The organism is Enterococcus sp. DIV0774, assembly GCF_050539095.1.
In the GTDB taxonomy this organism is placed as follows: Bacteria; Bacillota; Bacilli; order Lactobacillales; family Enterococcaceae; genus Enterococcus; species Enterococcus faecalis.
In genome coordinates this window covers 468,157-487,638 of record NZ_CP172923.1, presented here as the reverse complement: position 1 = coordinate 487,638, position 19,482 = coordinate 468,157, and the positions used below count along the sequence as shown (strand labels likewise).

19 protein-coding genes are annotated in these 19,482 nt (G+C 37.7%); 2 read left to right on the top strand and 17 right to left on the bottom strand.

All coding sequences use genetic code 11. The annotated features are described in order from the left end of the window. Window positions 1-29: 29 nt before the first annotated feature. From IGL86_RS02445 to ptcA, 8 genes are all read right to left on the bottom strand, one after another. Window positions 30-461 (bottom strand): hypothetical protein, encoded by a 432-nt coding sequence (locus IGL86_RS02445; RefSeq protein ID WP_002361265.1) that lies wholly within the window; start codon window positions 459-461, stop codon window positions 30-32. 349 nt (window positions 462-810) lie between these two features. Continuing rightward, window positions 811-1,455, bottom strand: coding sequence for a deoxynucleoside kinase (locus IGL86_RS02440; protein ID WP_002355594.1), 645 nt, complete (start codon window positions 1,453-1,455; stop codon window positions 811-813). Between the two features lie 8 nt (window positions 1,456-1,463). Then, a complete protein-coding gene (pnuC, locus tag IGL86_RS02435; protein ID WP_033625944.1) occupies window positions 1,464-2,162 on the bottom strand; it encodes a nicotinamide riboside transporter PnuC in 699 nt (232 codons plus the stop codon). Between the two features lie 558 nt (window positions 2,163-2,720). Next, on the bottom strand, window positions 2,721-4,307 hold the full coding sequence (locus IGL86_RS02430; RefSeq protein ID WP_033625947.1) for an amidase family protein: 1,587 nt from the start codon (window positions 4,305-4,307) through the stop codon (window positions 2,721-2,723). Window positions 4,308-4,503: 196 nt separating this feature from the next. Beyond that, window positions 4,504-5,433 carry a carbamate kinase gene (gene arcC, locus IGL86_RS02425; protein WP_002366182.1) on the bottom strand — a complete coding sequence of 310 codons (930 nt, stop codon included), beginning with the start codon at window positions 5,431-5,433 and terminating at the stop codon, window positions 4,504-4,506. Window positions 5,434-5,444: 11 nt separating this feature from the next. Continuing rightward, the gene (gene aguA, locus IGL86_RS02420; RefSeq protein ID WP_002364800.1) at window positions 5,445-6,542 is read right to left on the bottom strand and encodes an agmatine deiminase; all 1,098 of its coding nucleotides are present in this window, start codon (window positions 6,540-6,542) and stop codon (window positions 5,445-5,447) included. Further along, window positions 6,535-7,911 carry an APC family permease gene (locus IGL86_RS02415; RefSeq protein ID WP_002355588.1) on the bottom strand — a complete coding sequence of 459 codons (1,377 nt, stop codon included), beginning with the start codon at window positions 7,909-7,911 and terminating at the stop codon, window positions 6,535-6,537. Before IGL86_RS02415 ends, aguA begins: the two co-directional genes overlap by 8 nt. A gap of 66 nt (window positions 7,912-7,977) precedes the next feature. Beyond that, entirely contained in the window at window positions 7,978-8,997 is a 1,020-nt protein-coding gene (ptcA, locus tag IGL86_RS02410; protein WP_002355587.1) for a putrescine carbamoyltransferase, read from the bottom strand. Window positions 8,998-9,395: 398 nt separating this feature from the next. On the opposite strand from ptcA, the gene IGL86_RS02405 reads away from it, so the two are divergent. Continuing rightward, the gene (locus tag IGL86_RS02405; RefSeq protein WP_002392183.1) at window positions 9,396-10,241 is read left to right on the top strand and encodes a helix-turn-helix domain-containing protein; all 846 of its coding nucleotides are present in this window, start codon (window positions 9,396-9,398) and stop codon (window positions 10,239-10,241) included. Window positions 10,242-10,283: 42 nt separating this feature from the next. Here the strand turns inward: IGL86_RS02405 and IGL86_RS02400 are convergent, their stop codons facing one another. The 8 genes from IGL86_RS02400 to IGL86_RS02365 all read right to left on the bottom strand — a co-directional run bounded on the left by IGL86_RS02400 (window position 10,284) and on the right by IGL86_RS02365 (window position 17,158). Then, on the bottom strand, window positions 10,284-10,601 hold the full coding sequence (locus tag IGL86_RS02400) for a thioredoxin family protein (protein WP_002355583.1): 318 nt from the start codon (window positions 10,599-10,601) through the stop codon (window positions 10,284-10,286). 139 nt (window positions 10,602-10,740) lie between these two features. Then, a complete protein-coding gene (locus tag IGL86_RS02395) occupies window positions 10,741-10,869 on the bottom strand; it encodes a hypothetical protein (RefSeq protein ID WP_002355577.1) in 129 nt (42 codons plus the stop codon). Beyond that, window positions 10,870-12,243 carry a 23S rRNA (uracil(1939)-C(5))-methyltransferase RlmD gene (rlmD, locus tag IGL86_RS02390; protein ID WP_033625950.1) on the bottom strand — a complete coding sequence of 458 codons (1,374 nt, stop codon included), beginning with the start codon at window positions 12,241-12,243 and terminating at the stop codon, window positions 10,870-10,872. Window positions 12,244-12,442: 199 nt separating this feature from the next. Next, window positions 12,443-13,531, bottom strand: a complete 1,089-nt coding sequence (locus tag IGL86_RS02385) for a diacylglycerol kinase (RefSeq protein ID WP_002396964.1) — start codon at window positions 13,529-13,531, stop codon at window positions 12,443-12,445. A gap of 18 nt (window positions 13,532-13,549) precedes the next feature. Then, entirely contained in the window at window positions 13,550-14,980 is a 1,431-nt protein-coding gene (gatB, locus tag IGL86_RS02380) for an Asp-tRNA(Asn)/Glu-tRNA(Gln) amidotransferase subunit GatB (protein ID WP_002358703.1), read from the bottom strand. After that, window positions 14,980-16,449 (bottom strand): Asp-tRNA(Asn)/Glu-tRNA(Gln) amidotransferase subunit GatA, encoded by a 1,470-nt coding sequence (gene gatA / locus IGL86_RS02375; protein WP_002368026.1) that lies wholly within the window; start codon window positions 16,447-16,449, stop codon window positions 14,980-14,982. The genes gatB and gatA overlap by 1 nt, the downstream gene beginning before the upstream one ends. Continuing rightward, entirely contained in the window at window positions 16,449-16,754 is a 306-nt protein-coding gene (gene gatC, locus IGL86_RS02370; RefSeq protein WP_002355569.1) for an Asp-tRNA(Asn)/Glu-tRNA(Gln) amidotransferase subunit GatC, read from the bottom strand. The genes gatA and gatC overlap by 1 nt, the downstream gene beginning before the upstream one ends. Before the next feature lie 317 nt (window positions 16,755-17,071). Continuing rightward, complete coding sequence (locus IGL86_RS02365; RefSeq protein WP_306173767.1) at window positions 17,072-17,158, bottom strand: hypothetical protein; 87 nt, start codon at window positions 17,156-17,158, stop codon at window positions 17,072-17,074. On the opposite strand from IGL86_RS02365, the gene IGL86_RS02360 reads away from it, so the two are divergent. After that, window positions 17,124-17,339, top strand: a complete 216-nt coding sequence (locus tag IGL86_RS02360) for a hypothetical protein (protein WP_002382998.1) — start codon at window positions 17,124-17,126, stop codon at window positions 17,337-17,339. The two genes, IGL86_RS02365 and IGL86_RS02360, sit on opposite strands and share 35 nt — an antisense overlap. Here IGL86_RS02360 and ligA read toward each other — a convergent pair. Continuing rightward, complete coding sequence (ligA, locus tag IGL86_RS02355) at window positions 17,336-19,366, bottom strand: NAD-dependent DNA ligase LigA (RefSeq protein ID WP_002375948.1); 2,031 nt, start codon at window positions 19,364-19,366, stop codon at window positions 17,336-17,338. The two genes, IGL86_RS02360 and ligA, sit on opposite strands and share 4 nt — an antisense overlap. Window positions 19,367-19,482 lie beyond the last annotated feature (116 nt).

Genomic DNA, 19,482 nt, shown 5'->3' with positions numbered 1-19,482 from the left:
AAGTTGCCTAGACCAAAAAACACAGAAGGTCAGACTTTTTTGATAAATTGATTTTGGCAGTTTGAACAAGTGACTTTGATTGTTCCTCGTCCTTTCGGCGCACGTAATGACTGCTGACATTTTGGACATTTAAAATAACGATACTCTTTCTGAGTCAGGTGTCGCTTGCGAAAAGCATGAACCTTTTGCATTAGGCGTTGTTTTCGAAGAATAAACCGTTGATTTTCATTCAATCGCGGGTGAATATGTTTTGAAAAAAAGCGATAATACACGTAGGCGACTGTGATTAAAATCAATAATCGAACCCAAAGATAGCCAGTAAAAATATTGATAAGCGCCAGCACGACACTTGTTAGCAACAGCGTTCGATTCAATTCATCGAACCGGGCATAACGTCCTTGTAAAAATCGTTGCGCTTTTTTGCGCCAACGTAGAATGCGTTCAAACCAAATTTGGCTCATTTATCTTCCTTCTTTCGAGCATTATTTTTTGAATAAATGATTGATTTACAGAAACTTTCAATCAAAATTTACACTTACTAAGTCCAAATTTTGAACAACTGTCGGTTATTTTCGATGGTATACTTCTAGAGAAGTCAGGTCAACCGATGAATGACTTCGTTGATAATAGCTACCGCTATTTTATACAAACTTAAACTGTCGATAGATAGATTATCCGATTTTAACTTAGGGGAAGGTTAAAATCCGATTCTATAATTTAGCACTACACTCCTTTATTTAGTAGCAACTTTAGCCTATCTATCCACATTTTAAGTCAAAAAGAAGCAAGTCCGGACTTGCTTCTTTTTATTTATCTTTCTAATTCTTCAATTTTCTTCTCAATTAATGCCAAGACATATTGACACGCTTCAGGATCTTCGACAAAATCATATTTATCGCCATCAATTTGAATTTTAGGACTTTCATCATAGTCTTCGTACCATTGATCATAACGCTCGTTCAACATTTGATAGTAATCATACAACGTTGGATCTGTCTCAATTTGTTCATAAGGACGGCCACGTTTTTTGATGCGTTCTAACATTTTGGGAAATGAAATACGAATGTGAACTAACAAATCAGGTCTTTTTTTATGCGCAGCATAAGGCAATTCTTGGAGCATGTTTTGTAATAAGTCATCGTACACTTTGACCTCTGTTTCGTTGGCACGACCTAAATCTGCATTTAAATGAAAAAGTAATGAATCTTCATAAATCGAGCGATCCAATACATTATTTTCATGCGTTAATGCTTGTTTAATACTATCAAAACGTTTATTTAAAAAATAAATTTGTAATAAAAATGCGTACTTTTCCGGTTCCGCATAAAATAAAGGTAATACCTCATTATCATCAACTGATTCGTAAAAGGCTTCTGAACCTAAACGGTTTGCAATTAAAGCTGTTAAACTAGATTTACCAGCGCCAATCGTACCTGCTAAAACAATCACTGCCATCGAACTCCCTACCTATTTTTTTCCATTTTATTTTTTATCTTCAACCAATTAAACATACCAAAAATTGAGTTAAAAGTATACATACAATACATAACAAATATCGCATAATCACCACCAGCGTGCGTCCCTGCTCGGAACCATAACAAAATTGAAAAAATATTTCCTAGTAGCCAAAACACGAATTGCGATTGATAACGTTTAATCATCAATAACATCCCTGTCGCTGAAACACTGAACGTGATTGCATCTAATGTTTGTTGCGCATCATTTACAAAACCTAACAAAATATATGCAGCTACGCCAATGAGCAGCCACGTGAAAAAGGCATACAACCACTGAATACCTTTTAAAACTTTTACGTCGGTTACTTGACCCGAGCCATCCTCGCTAGCCCGAAGCCAAGCATAAAGCCCTGTAATGTCCATAATAATATAGAAGCTTTGTAAAAGAACTTCGGCATATACCCGTGTCACTAACCCAAAATAGCCAATAATCACTGCACTGATTAACCCAAAAATGTAATTGCTGACTTTTCCTTGGGCAATTAAATTCACACAAATGATGCCGGCTAAACCACCTACTAACGTAATCCAATTCGACGGATTGATAGCAAATGCAATCAACTGTACCCCCGCCATCAAAGCTAAAAACAAGTAACTTCTCGTTTCCCAACCTTTAAAATCATTCACCAAAAAATTCTTATTCACGACAAATTTCCGACCTTCCTAAAACCAAACTTTTCTCTGTTGACGTCTCAATAAGAGTACTGCGTTTTAAAAAACAAGTCAATCAGATTTCGGAATAAAAAGAAGATTTTAATACTATATATTGATTAAAAAAATAAAAAAGACACTACATATAGTTATTTCGTAAGCTTTCTGATATCCTTTATTGCCACAATATTTTCTTCATCTTGTTTTAATCTTCTATGTAGTCATGGATTTGTTTCCATCTAATAATTCCTGCTGCAGAACCCTTTACGACGGTAGCGCTCCAAATTAATGTTGCGAAAGCGGAAGCAACCGCACATATTTATGCTTCAAACACAGCCATCGTTCACTCTTTTTATTGAAATGCTTAAAAATTGACGGCCTTATTTCTCGAATCTGGCCACTTATTAACTTATTACATGAAAACATTCGCCTAAAAAAGCAAAAAAAAAACGACTCACCTAAATAATCGACCTACAAATAATTTTCTTTCATTTGTAGGTCGATTATCTTTATTAGGTTTGATACGGATGTTTCGCCATTCCTAGTTTCCCTTTACTGCTCATCTCTACTTATTTTTTTACTGTTTGCCAATAGCTCGTTGTCTGAAAGCACTATCCGTCCTTTTGTACTTTGTTCAAAGCTGTAAGCTTGCTCAAATAACGTTTGCTCTTTATTGGCAGTTTGTGTAAAAGTCAGCCCATAAGGTTGTCCTTCACTGTTTTTCGCCAAAGGAACCGTCAATTCAGGATATCCTGCCACGGCACTTAAACCCGTACCTTCAGAATCAATAAAGGCATATCCGTCTAATTGTTGTTTTTTTAGCAACGCATCAAACGTTTGCTGTGCTTTTTTAATGGTTGTTTGAATGATTTCTTTATCTGGTTGTTTCTTTTTAACATCTGCTTCTAATAAATCTTGCCCATACTTGGCACGAACCTTTTTATCTTGTTGATTATATGCAATTAGTTCCTCCAGTGTTTTAAATGGTAAGTCATAACGTTTCGCAAATTCTTCCAATGCAAACTTAAATTCATTGGAAATAACTGCCCCGCCATCAATCCCTTCCATGTCTGGCGTTACCGGAATCACTTCTGCTCCAGCTTTTTGGAGGGCCTTTTTAGCAGTCGCAAATTCTTCTTCAGCACTTGGCATTTCTAGCAACCCAATGCGTTGACCTTGTAAGTTATTTTTAGTAAATTTCGTTGAATCAATGCTCGGAACCTTGTCTTTCTTAAACGCATTATAGCCTTGTGCAGCATCAACGACACTTCGGGCAATCGGGCCAACTGTATCTAATGATGGTGCCAATGGTAAAACACCTTCGCCACTTACTGAACTGTGGGTCGGTTTAAAACCAACCACTGATTGATGAGAAGCGGGGGAAACAATCGATCCCATCGTCTCAGTGCCTAAAGAGAAGGCGCCGATATTCATCGTCACACTAGCCGCACTCCCAGAACTTGAACCTGAAGGTGTTATTTTGAGTGGCCCATAAGGATTAAGTGTTTGTCCATGTTTGGAACTATAGCCACTTGGTGCTTTCATTGACATATAATTCGCTAGTTCAGATAAGTTTACTTTTCCTAAAATCAAAGCTTGCGCCTCTGTTAACTTCTTAACTACTTCCGCATCTTCCTTAGGCTTGAACGTGCGTAAGGCATAAGCTCCTGCACTCGAAATCATGTTGGTCGTATTTATATTTTCTTTCAAAGTCACAGGAATACCATACAAAGGCTTCTTCGGTGTTTGAGAGGTTTGCTGGTCAAATGCCTTTGCTTCCTTAATTGCTTGCGGATTGATTTCAGAGATGCTGTTCATACCATTATCTATTTGATCGAACTGTAAAATACGGTCCAAATAAAACGCCGTAAGTTCTTCATAGGTCAATGTTCCGTTGGCAATCGCTTGCTGTAATTCAGTGATATTTTTTTCAATAATCAACGGTGCTTTGGTACGAGCTTTTTGTACATCTGTTTCTTTTAATTGGTCTTCAATCGTTTTAACGATTCTCTCTTGATTGTACATTGCTGGGGTTTCTGCCTCAGGAGTGAACTTTTTGAGTATAAACCAATACGCTGCAGCGCCTATTATGACTAACAAAACAGCAATTATTCCGATTACTTTAAAAAATTTAGACATTTTTATCCTCCTATACCATTTAAAGATTATCTTACTATGTTTATTTTTGCATGACAACTAACAGTTTTGTTCGTTAAAAAGACAAAATAAAGAGTAGGACATCCGTCAAAACGACCGATGTCCTACTCTCTAACGATTAAGTTAGTCCGCTAAATGCGTATGTTTTAGTCTTTTGTGAAAGTTAAATACTGAGAATTTATTGTGTAATTCGTGTACCACTTTCTCCTTTGATTGCTTCCGAAGCTAATTCTAAAAGCCCGATAATCGCCTGGCGGTTTGGTTTACTTTCTGCAAAACTGATGGCCGCTTCCACCTTAGGTAACATACTACCTGGCGCAAATTGATCTTCTTCTATATATTGTTGCATTGCCGTAACCGTAACATCGGTCAAAGCTTGTTGATTTGCTTGACCAAAGTTAACAAAAACATGTTCTACTGCAGTTAATACCACAAAAACATCTGCTTCAATGAGTTCAGCCATTTTAGCTGCCGCAAAGTCTTTATCAATGACTGCATCTACACCATGATAGACTGGACCATCATAGGCAATAGGAACCCCGCCACCACCACAAGCAATTACGATCTGTCCTGCATCAACAAGTGTTCGCAAGCTAACCTTTTCGTAAATATCAACTGGTTTTGGCGAAGGAACTACCCGTCGCCAGCCTCGACCCGCATCTTCTTGATAGACGTTCCCAGTTTCCGCCATCAATTGTTTGGCTGTTTCTTCGTCATAATAACCACCAATTGGTTTTGTTGGTTTTGTAAACGCTGGGTCTTTTGGATCCACCACGACTTGTGTAATTAACGTAACAACTGGTTGTTCCCCTAAATTTCTGGCTACTAGTTCTTCATCAATTGCTTGTTGTAAATGATAGCCAATATAGCCTTGGCTCATTGCTGTGCATTCAGGAAACGGCACGACATCTTCTGGAGATTGACTCGTTTCCTCAAAAGCTAAGCGAATTTTGCCAACTTGTGGCCCGTTGCCATGAGCAATCACCACTTGATGGCCTTGTTCAATTAAATCAACAATGGATTTTGCAGCGGTTTGTGCTTTTGCCAATTGTTCTTTCGAAGAATTTCCTAACGCATTTCCACCTAATGCAATCACTATTTTTGACATCTGTTTCCCTCCTAGCGCTTTGGTTCTTGTTGTGTGATACAGTGAATATTGCCGCCCCCATAAACAACTTCTACCGTATTAACGCCGACAATTTTTTTATCTGGGAACATCGTTTGAACTTGCTCTAAAGCCAAACGATCATTTTCATCACCATACTGTGGCACAATCACGCCATCATTTGTAATTAAAAAGTTCATATAGGATGCGATACAAATATCGCCATCTTCTCGTGGCATGGTTCCTTCCACGAAATCAATTTTGAAGGAGCCTTTAATGGTCACATTTTTGACAGGACAGCATAATTTGTGGACTTTTAATTGGCGTCCTTTAGCATCAGTCATTTTAAGCAAACGTTGATACGCATCTTGTGCCGCTTCATAAAATGGGCTATTTTGATCTTCGGTGTAAATACAAGCCACTTCACCAGGTGCAATAAAACAAGCTACATCATCCACATGACCATTGGTTTCTTCTGGGTCAATTCCATCACCTAGCCAAAGAACTTTTTCAACATTTAAATAGTCGCATAATTTTTGTTCGATTGCTTCTTTTGAAAGTTGTGGATTTCGACCTTCACTTAATAAGCACATTTCTGTAGTCAAGACTGTTCCTTGTCCATCTACGTGGAATGAACCGCCTTCTAAAACAAAATCATCTGTACGATAAGAATCTACATGCTCAATTTCACAAATTTTTTGTGCAACCAAATCGTCTTGGTCCCAAGGGAAATATAAACCATCTACTAATCCCCCCCAAGCATTGAATGTCCAATCCACACCACGGATTTCTCCATGGTCGTTAATGACAAATGATGGTCCACAATCACGGACCCAGGCATCATTGTTTGACATTTCGTAAACCGTAATTTCTGGCGGCAATTGGCGACGGCAATTTTGAAATTGTTGTTGAGAAACCACCACATTCATCGGTGTAAATTGACTAATTGCTTTGGCCACATTAGTAAAAGCTTCTTGGACAGGTTTACCACCATCGCGCCAATTATCCGGTCTTTCTGGCCAAATCATCCAAACTTTCTCTTGTGGTTCAAATTCTCCTGGCATTCTAAAGCCATCTTGTTTAGGGGTACTTCCTACAATTCGTTTAGCCATTTTCTTTCGTTCCCTTCTTAATTTTTTTCACGTAAATAATTACTTCACCAAACAGAATAAAAATGATTGCCCCAATTGTGATTGGTAATTTTTCATTTAATGCTGCGGGACTAAAATCTAAAGGCACTGCTGTGAAAATCAGTGAAATAATAATCATAATCATTGGCAAAACCACTAAAACTTTTAAAAATCCTGGTTTTCCGTTAACTTTAAACGGACGTGGTGTATCGGGATCAATTTTTCTAAGCTTATAAAAAGCTGGGAAAACTGGGATATACGATAACAAGAATAGGACGACATTCAAGGAGAAAAAGGCCCAGAATAAATCTTGATTAGGTAAAATTGGTGCTAATACAATGACCACCGATGCCACAATGCCATTCATCAAAGCAGCCCCAATTGGCATGTCATTTTTCTTACTACGTTTTTCAAAAAATTTAGGCATGTCACCATTTTCAGCAGCATAACAAGCTGTATTATTGACTCCTAATGACCAAGAAATCATGTTGCCGAACAACGTAAGAAGGAATAGGAAAGCCATCAACATAATGAACCAACCTTCTGTCGAGCCTGTCAATAGTTTAAAGCTATCCATCATACCACTGCCGGTACTAATTTGATCGGTGGGAATCGCTACCCCAATTCCAAAGGCTGAAAAAATATAAATGGCCGCAATGACTAACCCCGCTGCTACAATAGCTTGTGGAATTTGCTTCTTAGGATTTTCCATATCATCTGCAAACGTACAGATGACTTCAAACCCTAACAAATTAAAAATGATTACAGAAATAAAAGATAAACTCCTTAAGTCAAACGTTGGCAGCATTGATTTCAAGGTAAATTCATTGGCAACACCTTTCGTCAAGGCTACATACAATCCTAGCCCACCAATTAAGACAGCTAAAACCATCTTGATTACGGCAGCTCCATTTAGAATCCAGATACTGTCGCTGACTGGATAAAAACTAATCCAAACCACAATCCAAGTAAAAATTAATTCAACAATAATCATCATCGGTGTTGAAAACTTAATACCTGTAATTGTCGTTAATAGTTCTGGCGTCATAACGGCTAATGAAGCTAGCCACAATGGATAATTAATCCAATAATACCAAGAAACTCTGGCACCCCAACGATGACCATATGCTTTGGTCACCCAATCATAGATGCCCCCTTCACCAATATAAGTTGTTCCTAATTCTGATGAAATTAACCCATATGGCAATAGGAATGCAATTAATAAGAAAATCCACCAAAAAAACTGAGAATTACCAATTGCAGCAACAGGCGCCGCTGCTTCAGCAACGAAAACCACACAGATGACTGATAAAATGGCACTCGTTAAACTAAATTTCTTTTTCCCCTCCATGAAGACTCTTCCTCTCTTTATAAACTGTCCACTGATTCATTTTTTCAATCAGTGGACAGTTGGCCGTTAAATGCTTTGAGTGTCTAAGAAAACTTCTAGTTCTTTTTTCGCTTCTGCTTGCTTGATTAAATCATAAGGATTTTTTGCTTCATAATCATTCATAAGATATACTAATAAGCCACGAATAGATGTTAAACGGTTTTCTGCTTCATCGAAACAAATAGAATTTTTACCATCAATTACTTCATCAGTTACTTCTTCCCCACGTGTTGCTGGTAAACAGTGCATGAATTTACAATTGGCACCTGCCCGATCCATCATTTCTTGATTCACTTGATATTTTGGATAGAAAACCTTCATACGTTCTTCTTCAGATAATTCCGCTTCGTACAAGCCATACCAAACATCCGTGTACAAGAAATCAGCGCCTTCAACAGAACTTGCATCATCTGTGACCAAAAAGCTACCGCCTGAAACTTCACAATTTTTTGCTAATTTCGCTTGATGCTCTTCATTTAATTGGAAGCCTTCTGGACCGAAGTGAACAAAATTCATGCCCATTTTTGTTGTGATTAATCCTAAAGAAAAACAAACTTGTGTTGCATCTCCGACAAAGACAACTTTACAATCTTCTAATTTTTTGCCTTCTGGTAAATGCTCAACCATGGTACACAAATCACCTAATTCTTGGGTTGGATGATTGTAATCAGACATACCGTTAATGACTGGGATGGTAGCACAATTAGCTAAATCAACAATACTATGGTGACGTTCCACACGAGCCATCAAAATATCTACTAAACGTGACAATACACGGCTGGTATCTTCAATCGTTTCATGTCCCCCTAATTGAATTTGACCAGGTGCTAAATATTCGCCATGTCCACCTAATTGTTCCATTGCAGTTTCAAAAGATACTCGTGTTCGAGTTGAAGATTGTTGGAAAATCATTCCTAAAGATTTGTTTTTTAACAGTTGCGGATAATACCCATTTTTAATCGCTTCTTTAATTTTTAATGATAAATCGACTAAATAGTGCATTTCCTCTTTCGTATATGTTTCTGTTGTAACGTAATCTCTTTTCATGATGTGTTCCTCCTAAAAGTTGTTTTTGTTTACACATTGACTTTACCAAGTTTAGCGAAGAGTTTACTATCCGCCAAAAGTTAGAAAACGCTTTCTTTTTTGGCGTGATTTTTCATTAAAAAAAGTTTATTTATGGTTATAAACCGTTGGTACACCAGGGGTTTATAAAAGTTTAGGCGGATTTCTCTTTAATTTCTGACCAATCATAGATTTGAAAATGGTATAATTATTTTGAAAAATCATTCACTTAAAATAAAAGATGAAAGGGGTTTCCAATCGTGACATTTGTTTTTATTTATAACATCTTGTTGATTATTTTATATTCGTTTACTTCAACCTTTACCTTAAATCTTTACTTGAAAAATAAACAACCGATTTTTTTATTGCTTCTCTTTTTAATGGTTATTTTTATTTGTGACAATGTGATTGTTTATATGACTGAGTTCATTAATTCGTTTGCAACCGAATATAATCAGACCTTTATGACCGCACCTTTTTTAAAGACCATCATTTTTATTTGTTGTAATTTTGCCTATCTGGCTATTATCAATACTATTAGTGGTCGTCCTTTTAAAAATTATCAATTTGTCTGGTTATTTTTAATTGGTTTATGGATGCTAGCTATTCCATTTTCACAAAATTCCGCCTTAAAAGTTTGGTTGTACTATTTACCCAATCAGCTATTTTTAATTTACCTTGGATGCTATGCGCTCTATCAATTACGAATAGATCCTTTATCAGCCCTTGCGAAAAAATATCTTCGTTTTATTGGTTGGCTAAGCATTGGTTTCGGTGTGGCGATTCTTTTGGAAGATACCTTCGTTATTTTTAATATTGACCAATATTCTGATATTGTCTTTAAAATTAACAACCGAAACGTTTCTGAAGATATTTATACAATCATTCTATCGATCGCCATTATCTACTTCTGTAATCGTGATTTTCCTCTGTCGGTGCTTGAAAAAGACGCTGCTAAATTGGAAGAAAATCAATCAGATGAACCCGTACTTTTGGCGCCTTTTTGTGATGCCTATCAATTAACGCAGCGAGAACGAGAAGTGCTTTCGTTACTTTTAGAGTGCAAAACAAATCAAGATATAGCCAACGAACTATTCCTATCAATCGGGACAGTAAAAACACATATCCACAATATTTTCGTTAAATTAGAAGTAAACAAAAGAGCAGAAGTTTTTGTCAGTTATCAACTTTTTTCTCAACAACAAACTGAACATTTAGCGAGATAATTAAAAAGGAAGCCTCTCCGTGATCGGTGGCTTCCTTTTTAATTAACTATTTTCTTGTACTTGTCGAACTCTCTTTTCAATTTCTTGAAAGTTAATAATTTTAGCTTGGCGATGAATTTCTTTTCCTTCATAGTATAAGATAATGGTCGGTGCAGAAAAAGCATTTAATTGTCCAATTATTTCTGGACTTTTATCAGCTTCTGCAATGTATGTAGGAAATTCATATTTTGTTGCAATTTTTTCGACAATCGGTTTATCAACTGTACAAACACTACAATTTTTTGCTGTCAAAAAGACGGCTTGTAGACGATTGTCTGTAATTTTTTCTTCTAATTCTTCTAATGTTGTTACATATTCCACTGAATAGCCCTCCTTGTCTTTTGTCTAAAATAACAGATTTACTAGCAAAATAACAACTTATTTGTTTGGCTAGGAATGCTTTAACAAAAAAGTTGTCGCCCATTTCATTAATGGGCGGCAACTTTTTACTGATAACCGCTTATTTATTAAAAATTTTAGGCCCTTTGCGCATGTTTTTACGATCATTTTTGGGAGTTTCCATTTTTTTAGAACGGCCACCACCTTGTTTCTTTTTAATTAATTCTAACATTTTTTCTTTTTCATTCATTTAATCCACCGCCTTTGTTAATAACGTGATAGATTCAATGTGGGTCGTTTGTGGGAAATTATCCACTGGTTGAATTTCTTTTGCTTCATAGCCACCTTCTGTTAATAATGCAATGTCGCGAGCGAGTGTGGCTGGATTACAGCTGACATAAACAATTCGTTCAGGTTGCGTTTCAATTAATGTGTTTACTAATTGACCGTCTAACCCTTTCCGTGGTGGATCCACCACCACAACATCTGGTTGCAAGCCATTTTCAACTAATTTTGGCAATAATTCTTCCGCTAAACCAGCCGTGAAAGTGGCATTCTCAATGTTGTTTAATTTAGCATTATTTTCTGCATCTTTGACCGCTTCTTCAATTACTTCAATACCGTAAACTTGCTTTGCATCTTGGGCTAAAGTTAAGCCAATCGTCCCAATCCCGCAATAGGCATCCACCACAATTTCATTGCCTGTTAAAGCCGCATACTCTTTAACTTTTTGATACATCACTTCTGTTTGTTGTGGATTTACTTGATAAAATGAACGCGCGGAAATTTCAAATTTCAAATCAAAAATAGTATCTGTAATTTTTTCAGACCCATGTAATAAGATGATTTCGTCGCCAAAAATGACATTGGTTCGTTTTGGATTTACATTTTGTACAATGCTGACTACTTCCGGAATAGCTTCCAAAATATCTGGCACAATTTTACTAATTGGGAATAATTTCGGTGTTCTCGTAATTAGAACAACCATCATCTCCCCAGTATGGTAGCCACGACGAACGACAATATGGCGTAAGTTCCCTGTATTATCAGATTCGTTATAAGGTTTTACGCTATATTTACGCATAATGTCACGGATTTTAACAATTGCTGCATCAATTTCTGGGTCTTGAATATAAAAATGTTCCATTGGAATTAAATCATGGCTATTTTTCCGGAAAAAACCTGTTTGTAGTTGGTTGTCAATTTTACGCACGGGAATTTGTGCTTTGTTCCGGTAATGCCACGGATCGTTCATCCCAATTGTTGGTAAAACAGGGACTTCTGGCAATTTAGCGACACGTTGCATAACATTTTCGACTTGTTGCGTTTTAAATGATAGTTGGGCGCCGTACGCTAAATGTTGCAACGGACTGATCCCGACTTTTGTAAAGTTTTCATCTTTCACGGGAACACGCTGTTCACTGCTTTTTAGGACAGTCAATACTTTCCCATAACCAAAACTTTTGCCTGTTTTTAAGACTTTGATTTCAAGTTTTTCACCTGGTAAGGCATTTTCAATAAACAATGGATAATGGTCCACTTTTGCCACGCCTAAACCTTCATGCGTCAAGTCAATGATTTCTACTTCAATGACGTCATTTTTCTTTACTGGATAATTTTTCATAAGTCGCTCCTTCTTTTTATACACTTCACTCATTCTAATGAAAATACCTAAGAAAAGCAACAACGAATTTTCATGGCGATTTAGCAATTTCGTTTGGGCTTTTTAGGTAAATAAAAGAATGAGATCCTTTCCCTTAGTCAAAAAATAGCCAATGAAAGATCTTATCAACTAAATCTTTCATTAGCTATTCACGGACTACCTAGTGCTTTTCTTTTTCGGCAATCTTTCCATCGCCATCAATATCTTCGTCTGTTAGTCGTTCAACTTCTTTGACAAATTCTTTGCTAGCTTCGTTATATGCTTCTTCCTCTTCGTCTTCTGATTCTACGACAATCTCATCGCTACCAGTTAAGACAGAACCCATAATTGCATTGGACGGCAGTGCATCACCATTTGCAAAAATTTCAATATGTTGATGCATGTTTTTAAAGGTCATTGGAGCATCGCCACCATATTCACCATCTAAATTAATCATCATTTTATTGTTCTTTTCTAACGTTTCTGCATGTAAATAGCTAGTCTTTGTATAGATTAGTCGATGATCATCAACATGCTTTCCACCATTTAACATTAACGCAACTAAATGAAGAATCTCAAAAATATTGGCTGTTTTTACAATGATTAATGAAAACTTACCATCATCTAATTTAGCGTCTGGTACGATTTGCTCGAAACCACCCACCGAGTTAGTCAGCCCTAGGAAAAACATTGAGGCGTTGCCTTCGTACACACCTTCATCATACGTCATGCGCATTTTAATCGGCTTCACTCGCGGCAACATTTCGGCTCCTTTGGCTAAGTACGCTAAGTAACCAAAAATACTTTTCAACTCTGACGGAACCTCATAAGTCAGTTCCGTTAAATGACCACCCGCCGCAATATTGATAAAGTAATTTTTGCCGGCTTGGCCAATATCCATTTTGACAGTTTGATTTTTTTTAATCACTTCTGCTGCCTTAACGATATTATCACGAGGAATCTTCAAGGCCCGTGCATAGTCATTCGTCGTTCCAGCAGGAATAATGGCCATTTTAGGGCGCCGCTTCAACGGAGCAATCCCATTCACGACTTCATTAATGGTCCCATCTCCACCTGCTGCTACTAGTAAATCAAATCCTGCACGCGCAGCACGATGTGCTTCATTGCGTGCTGAATTTTCTTCTGGTGTGGTCGCAAATGCACTGGCTTCATAACCACATTCTTCTAAAATAGATAAAATATCGGCTAAGTTCTTTTTGATTAACTCTTTTCCTGACGTTGGATTATAAATCACTCTAGCTTTTTTCATGGTTTGCCTGCTACTTTCTTATCGTTTTGAAAGCTCTTCTTGCAATAACTTGTTAACCACACCTGGGTTTGCTTGTCCACGAGTTGCTTTCATAATTTGTCCAACAAGGAAACCAACTGCACGGTCTTTTCCGTTTTTAAAGTCATCAATTGATTGTTGGTTGTTGTCTAAAACTTCGTTAATCATTGGTAATAATTGCGCTGGATCAGATAATTGAACAAGGCCTTTTGCTTCGACAACTTCTTTAGCATCTCCACCATTTTCAATTAACTCTTTGAACACTTTCTTCGCAATTTTCGAGCTGATTGTGCCATCGTTAATTAAAGTAATCATACCCGCTAGATTTTCTGGTGTTAGTTTAGTATCGGCTAATTCAACTTTTTCACTGTTTAAGTAAGCAGAAACTTCGCCCATTAACCAGTTTGATGCTTGTTTCGCATCTGCACCGTTTGCTAAGGTTGCTTCAAAGAAATCTGACATTTCTTTCGTTAAAGTCAAGACCATTGCGTCGTATTCAGGTAACCCTAATTCACTGATATAACGGGCACGACGTGAGGCTGGCATTTCTGGCAAACTAGCGCGAACTTTTTCAATCCATTCATCATCAATTGAAAAACGAGGAACATCTGGCTCTGGGAAGTAACGGTAGTCACTTGAGCCTTCTTTAACACGCATAAGCAACGTTGTACTAGTTGCTTCATCAAAGCGGCGTGTTTCTTGTTGAATTTCGCCACCAGATAATAGGACTTTGGCCTGGCGTTTTTCTTCATAAGCTAAACCTTTTTTTACAAAGTTCATAGAGTTCAAGTTCTTTAATTCCGCTTTAGTACCAAATTCTTCTTGACCATACGGACGTAAAGAAATATTGGCATCACAACGCATAGAACCTTCTTCCATTTTCACATCAGAAACTTCTGTAAATTGGATAATTGAACGCAACGCTTCTAAATAAGCATACGCTTCTTCTGGTGAACGCATGTCTGCTTCAGAAACGATTTCAATTAAAGGCGTACCTTGACGATTCAAGTCTACATAAGAATAGCCATCTGTGCCATGAATGTTTTTGCCGGCATCTTCTTCTAAATGCACTCGTTCAATACGAATTTTTTTCTTTTTCCCTTCAACTTCAATTTCAATCCAACCATCATGTCCGATTGGTTGATCAAATTGAGAAATTTGATATGCTTTCGGGTTATCTGGGTAAAAATAGTTTTTACGGTCAAAATGTGTTTCTTTTGAAATTTCACAGTTCAAAGCAAGAGCTGCTTTCATGCCAAATTCTAAGGCACCTTTATTCATGACAGGCAAAACACCTGGGTAACTCCAGTCAACCACATTTGTGTTGCTGTTTGGTTCTGCTCCGAAATGCGCTGGCGCAGAGGAGAAAATTTTAGAGTTGGTTTTCAATTCTACGTGGACTTCTAATCCAATGACAGTTTCAAAGTTCATTAATCGTTCCCCCCTAAAATGACTGGTTTTTTCGTATGGAAATCTGTCGCTTGTTCAAAAGCATAGGCTGCTTTATACATTGTATGTTCGTCAAAATGTTTTCCAATAATTTGTAAACCAACTGGCAAGCCTTCTGAGAATCCTGCTGGAATGGACATGCCTGGTAGTCCTGCTAAGTTGACAGGAATGGTTAAAATATCATTCATATACATTGTGATTGGATCATTGATGTTTTCCCCTAGACCAAAGGCAACTGTTGGTGTGGATGGGCCAATGATTAAGTCATAATCCGCAAAGACATTCTCAAAATCTTGTTTGATTAGTGTACGGACTTGACCAGCCTTTTTAAAGTGCGCATCATAATAACCAGCACTTAAAGAGAATGTTCCTAACATAATCCGACGTTTAACTTCTGTTCCGAAACCTTCAGAACGTGAATTAACATAGACATCTTCTAGATTTTGGACATTTTCGGAACGGTAACCATAACGAATGCCATCAAAGCGTTGTAAGTTTGAACTTGCTTCTGAAGAGGCAATAATATAATAAACCGCTACGCCGTACTTAGAATGTGGCAAACTAACTTCTTCCACCGTTGCTCCTAAAGATTTAAATGTTTCTGCTGCTTTTAATACCGCTTCACGAACATCAGGTTGTACCCCTTCACCTAAGTATTCTTTTGGTAAAGCAATTTTCATGCCTTTGATGTCGCCAGTTAAATCTGCCGTAAAATCAGGAACAGAAACGCCTGCAGAAGTGCCGTCTTTTTCGTCATAACCACTAATTGCATTTAAAGCTAAGGCATTGTCTTTAACATTTCGTGTCAATGGACCAATTTGGTCTAAACTTGAAGCAAAAGCAATCAAACCAAAACGAGACACACGTCCATATGTTGGTTTCAAGCCCACAATACCGTTGAATGCGGCTGGTTGGCGGATACTGCCACCTGTATCGCTCCCTAAAGAAACCGGGACTTGTCCGGCTGCGACAGCAGAAGCTGAACCACCAGAAGAACCGCCAGGAACTTTGGTTTGATCCCAAGCATTTTTTGTTTTCTTGAAGTAAGACGTTTCCGTACTTCCGCCCATGGCAAATTCATCCATGTTCAATTTTCCGACTGGAATCATATCTGCTTGATAGACTTTATCCATCACGGTCGCATCATAAATTGGGTCAAAATTGTGTAACATTTTTGAGCCAGCTGTTGTTAAAATATCTTTTGTGACAATGTTGTCTTTAATCCCAATTGGAATCCCAGCTAATGGATTACTTTCAGTGATGCCTTTTAAGTCAATCGCTTTGGCTAATGCCATTGCTTTTTCTTCACTAACTGTGATAAAAGAACCTAGTTGTTCTTCTGTATCTTGAATACGATTTAATGTTTCTTCGGTTAAATCAACTGCAGTGATTTCTTTTGAGACCAATAAATCATGTAACTCTGTTAACGATTTGTCGTATAATTTTTCCATTAGGCTCCTGCCTCCCCGTTATCCATAATTGCAGGCACTTTAATGTAACCATTCTCTGATTCCGGAACATTCCGCATTAATTCTTTACGGTCCATTCCTGGTGTCGCTACGTCTTCACGCATGACATTGATTGATTCATTCACATTTGAAGTAAAAGGAACCCCGGTTGTATCTACTTCTTCTAGTAATTCCACCATATCAATAATTTTATCTAGTTGATTGGTAAAGTCCGCTAATTCTTCTTCGGAGAAAGATAATTTTGATAATTTAGCGACATGTTTGACTTGTTCTTCTGTAATTGCCATAGATACCCTTCTTTCTATCATTTACTGAAATTTTCATTTTCAGATTAATCAATTGGATTGTATTTCTTTAAACAGCTTAGCACAGCTGTTCACTCTGTTCCTATTCTACCATAAAATGGTCGGATATTTTAGATGAAACCTTGAATTTCATTGATAATTTGTCGCTCGCAAAAATGACGGAAATATGTTATTATGAAAATGAAAAGAGAGATATGCAGGAACATACCTCTCTAATAGCCACTACTAGTTATAAGAACTAGCGGCTTACTGAGTTATTGGTTTTATTTCAAACGCTTAACCGTTCAGCTCCTCAAAGCTTATGAACGGTTATTTTTGTTGTCTAAGACAAGCGCTAAGATACCGAAGATAATGGTCACAACAAGTGTTGCAAAACCAATCATCAGTCCTAGCGCTGCTTCAACGGACAAAAACATTGCTCCTTTCGTTAAAGTAAGAAGAATTGCGCATAAGCATCAACCTCCTTTCTCAACTCAGAAAGTCCTCGTTCATATAACTTTTATGACTAAAATAAGTATACCATCAAATTACTACATAAAATCTGACAACGTTAATTTTTCTTCTTAAAAATGACTTGCATCTAACGCATCGACCATTTCTTGTTCATTCCAAACGGTCACGCCTAAGCTTTCAGCTTTGGTTAATTTACTGCCAGCATCTTCGCCAGCAACCACAATGTCAGTTTTTTTCGAAACACTCCCTGTAACTTTTCCACCAAGATTTTCAATTTTTTCTTTGGCTTCTTCGCGAGTGTACTGCGTTAATTTTCCTGTTAAAACAACTGTTTTGTCTTTGAAAGGTGACTCCACTTCTGCTAATTGTTCTGTCCGGAGACCTTTATATGTCAAGTTCACTTGGGCTTTTTCCAGTTCAGCCATTAATTCATGAACTTCCTCATTTTCAAAATACGTCACAACGCTGTCGGCGATTGTTTCGCCAATTGAATCCAAAGCCACAATTTCTTCCGCAGTTGCTCGACTTAAGGTTGATAAATCACCAAAATGCTCCGCTAAAATTTTCGCCGCTTTCGCACCCACATGGCGAATTCCTAAGCCAAAAATCAAACGTTCGACAGAGTTTTCTTTACTCCCTTGAATGGCAGTGTAAATGTTGTTTGCTGATTTTTCTTTGATTTTATCCAAAGTCATTAATTGTTCTTCTGTTAAGAAATACAGATCCGCTACGTCTTTCACTAATCCTTTGTCATACATTTGTGCTAACACTCTTGGCCCCAAGCCATCAATGTTCATTGCATTTCGTGAGACAAAGTGATTCAGCCCTTCTTTAATTTGCGCAGGGCATTTGGGATTAATACAACGTAACGCCACTTCCTCATCTAAATGCACCAACTCACTATGACAAATTGGACAATGGGTCGGCATTTCATAAGGCTGACTATCGGCTGCACGTTTTTCAACTAGGACTTGCGCTACTTCTGGGATAATATCGCCGGCTTTGTAAATAATAACATGATCATTTAAACGGATATCTTTCATTTGAATAAAATCTGCATTATGCAAACTTGCCCGACTAACCGTGGTTCCCGCGACTCGTACAGGAGCCATGACTGCAGTAGGAGTGACCACCCCCGTGCGCCCAATTGTCCATTCAATATCTTCCACTACTGTTTCTGCTTCTTCTGGTGGAAATTTGTAGGCAATCGCCCAGCGAGGTGCTTTGACAGTGAAACCTAATTCATCTTGCAACGCAAATTCGTTCACTTTAATCACAATTCCATCGATTTCGTATGGCAAAGTGCTCCGCTTTTCATGGTATTCTTCAATGTAGGCCCAAACTTCATCGATTGACTGACATAATTGCCGTTCGGGATTGGTTCTAAAACCAATTGCAGAAAGCTCTTCTAATGCCTCAAACTGCGTCTTCGCTTTCATTGGCCCAAAATCAGCAACTGTGTATAAAAACGTATTTAAGTTCCGTTTCGCCACAATTTTTGTATCTAGTTGGCGCAAGCTTCCCGCCGCTGCATTCCGAGGATTGGCAAAAATATCTTGGCCATTTTCTTCACGTTCTTCATTCAATGCGACAAAGGATTGTTTAGGCATGTAGCACTCGCCACGAACTTCCACTGAAATGGGCTCCGTTAAACGCATCGGTACAGAGCGAACCGTTCGTAAGTTCTCTGTAATGTTTTCACCAACCGTTCCATCGCCTCGTGTTGCTCCGCGTACAAACACCCCGTTTTCATAACGTAATGAAATTGCTAACCCATCAATTTTTAACTCACAACAGTAAGCAACGGGTTTACCAATCGCCTTACGAACACGTTCATCAAAAGCAAAAATGTCTTCCTTGCTAAACCCATCATTTAAACTATACATTGGAATGTCATGCGGAGCTTTTTCAAAACCAGATAAAACTTTGCCACCTACACGTTGTGTCGGCGAATCTGGCGTGATTAAATCAGGAAACTCCGTTTCAATATCGACTAACTCTTTATACAAACGATCGTAAACATAATCTTCTACGGATGGTTGATCTTTGACATAATATTCATGGGAATATTGATTGAGTTGTTTTCTTAATTCTTGCGCACGAGTTGTCGCCGCCGTTAATGTTAATGGTTGTTGTTCCATCGTAGAACTCCTCCTCATAAGTGTAATGCTCTCATCGTCTTTTTAACACATTTACACTAAGATAGAAAATAAAAAGAATTTATCTAATGGTGATTTCTCATTAAATCGCTGACCTA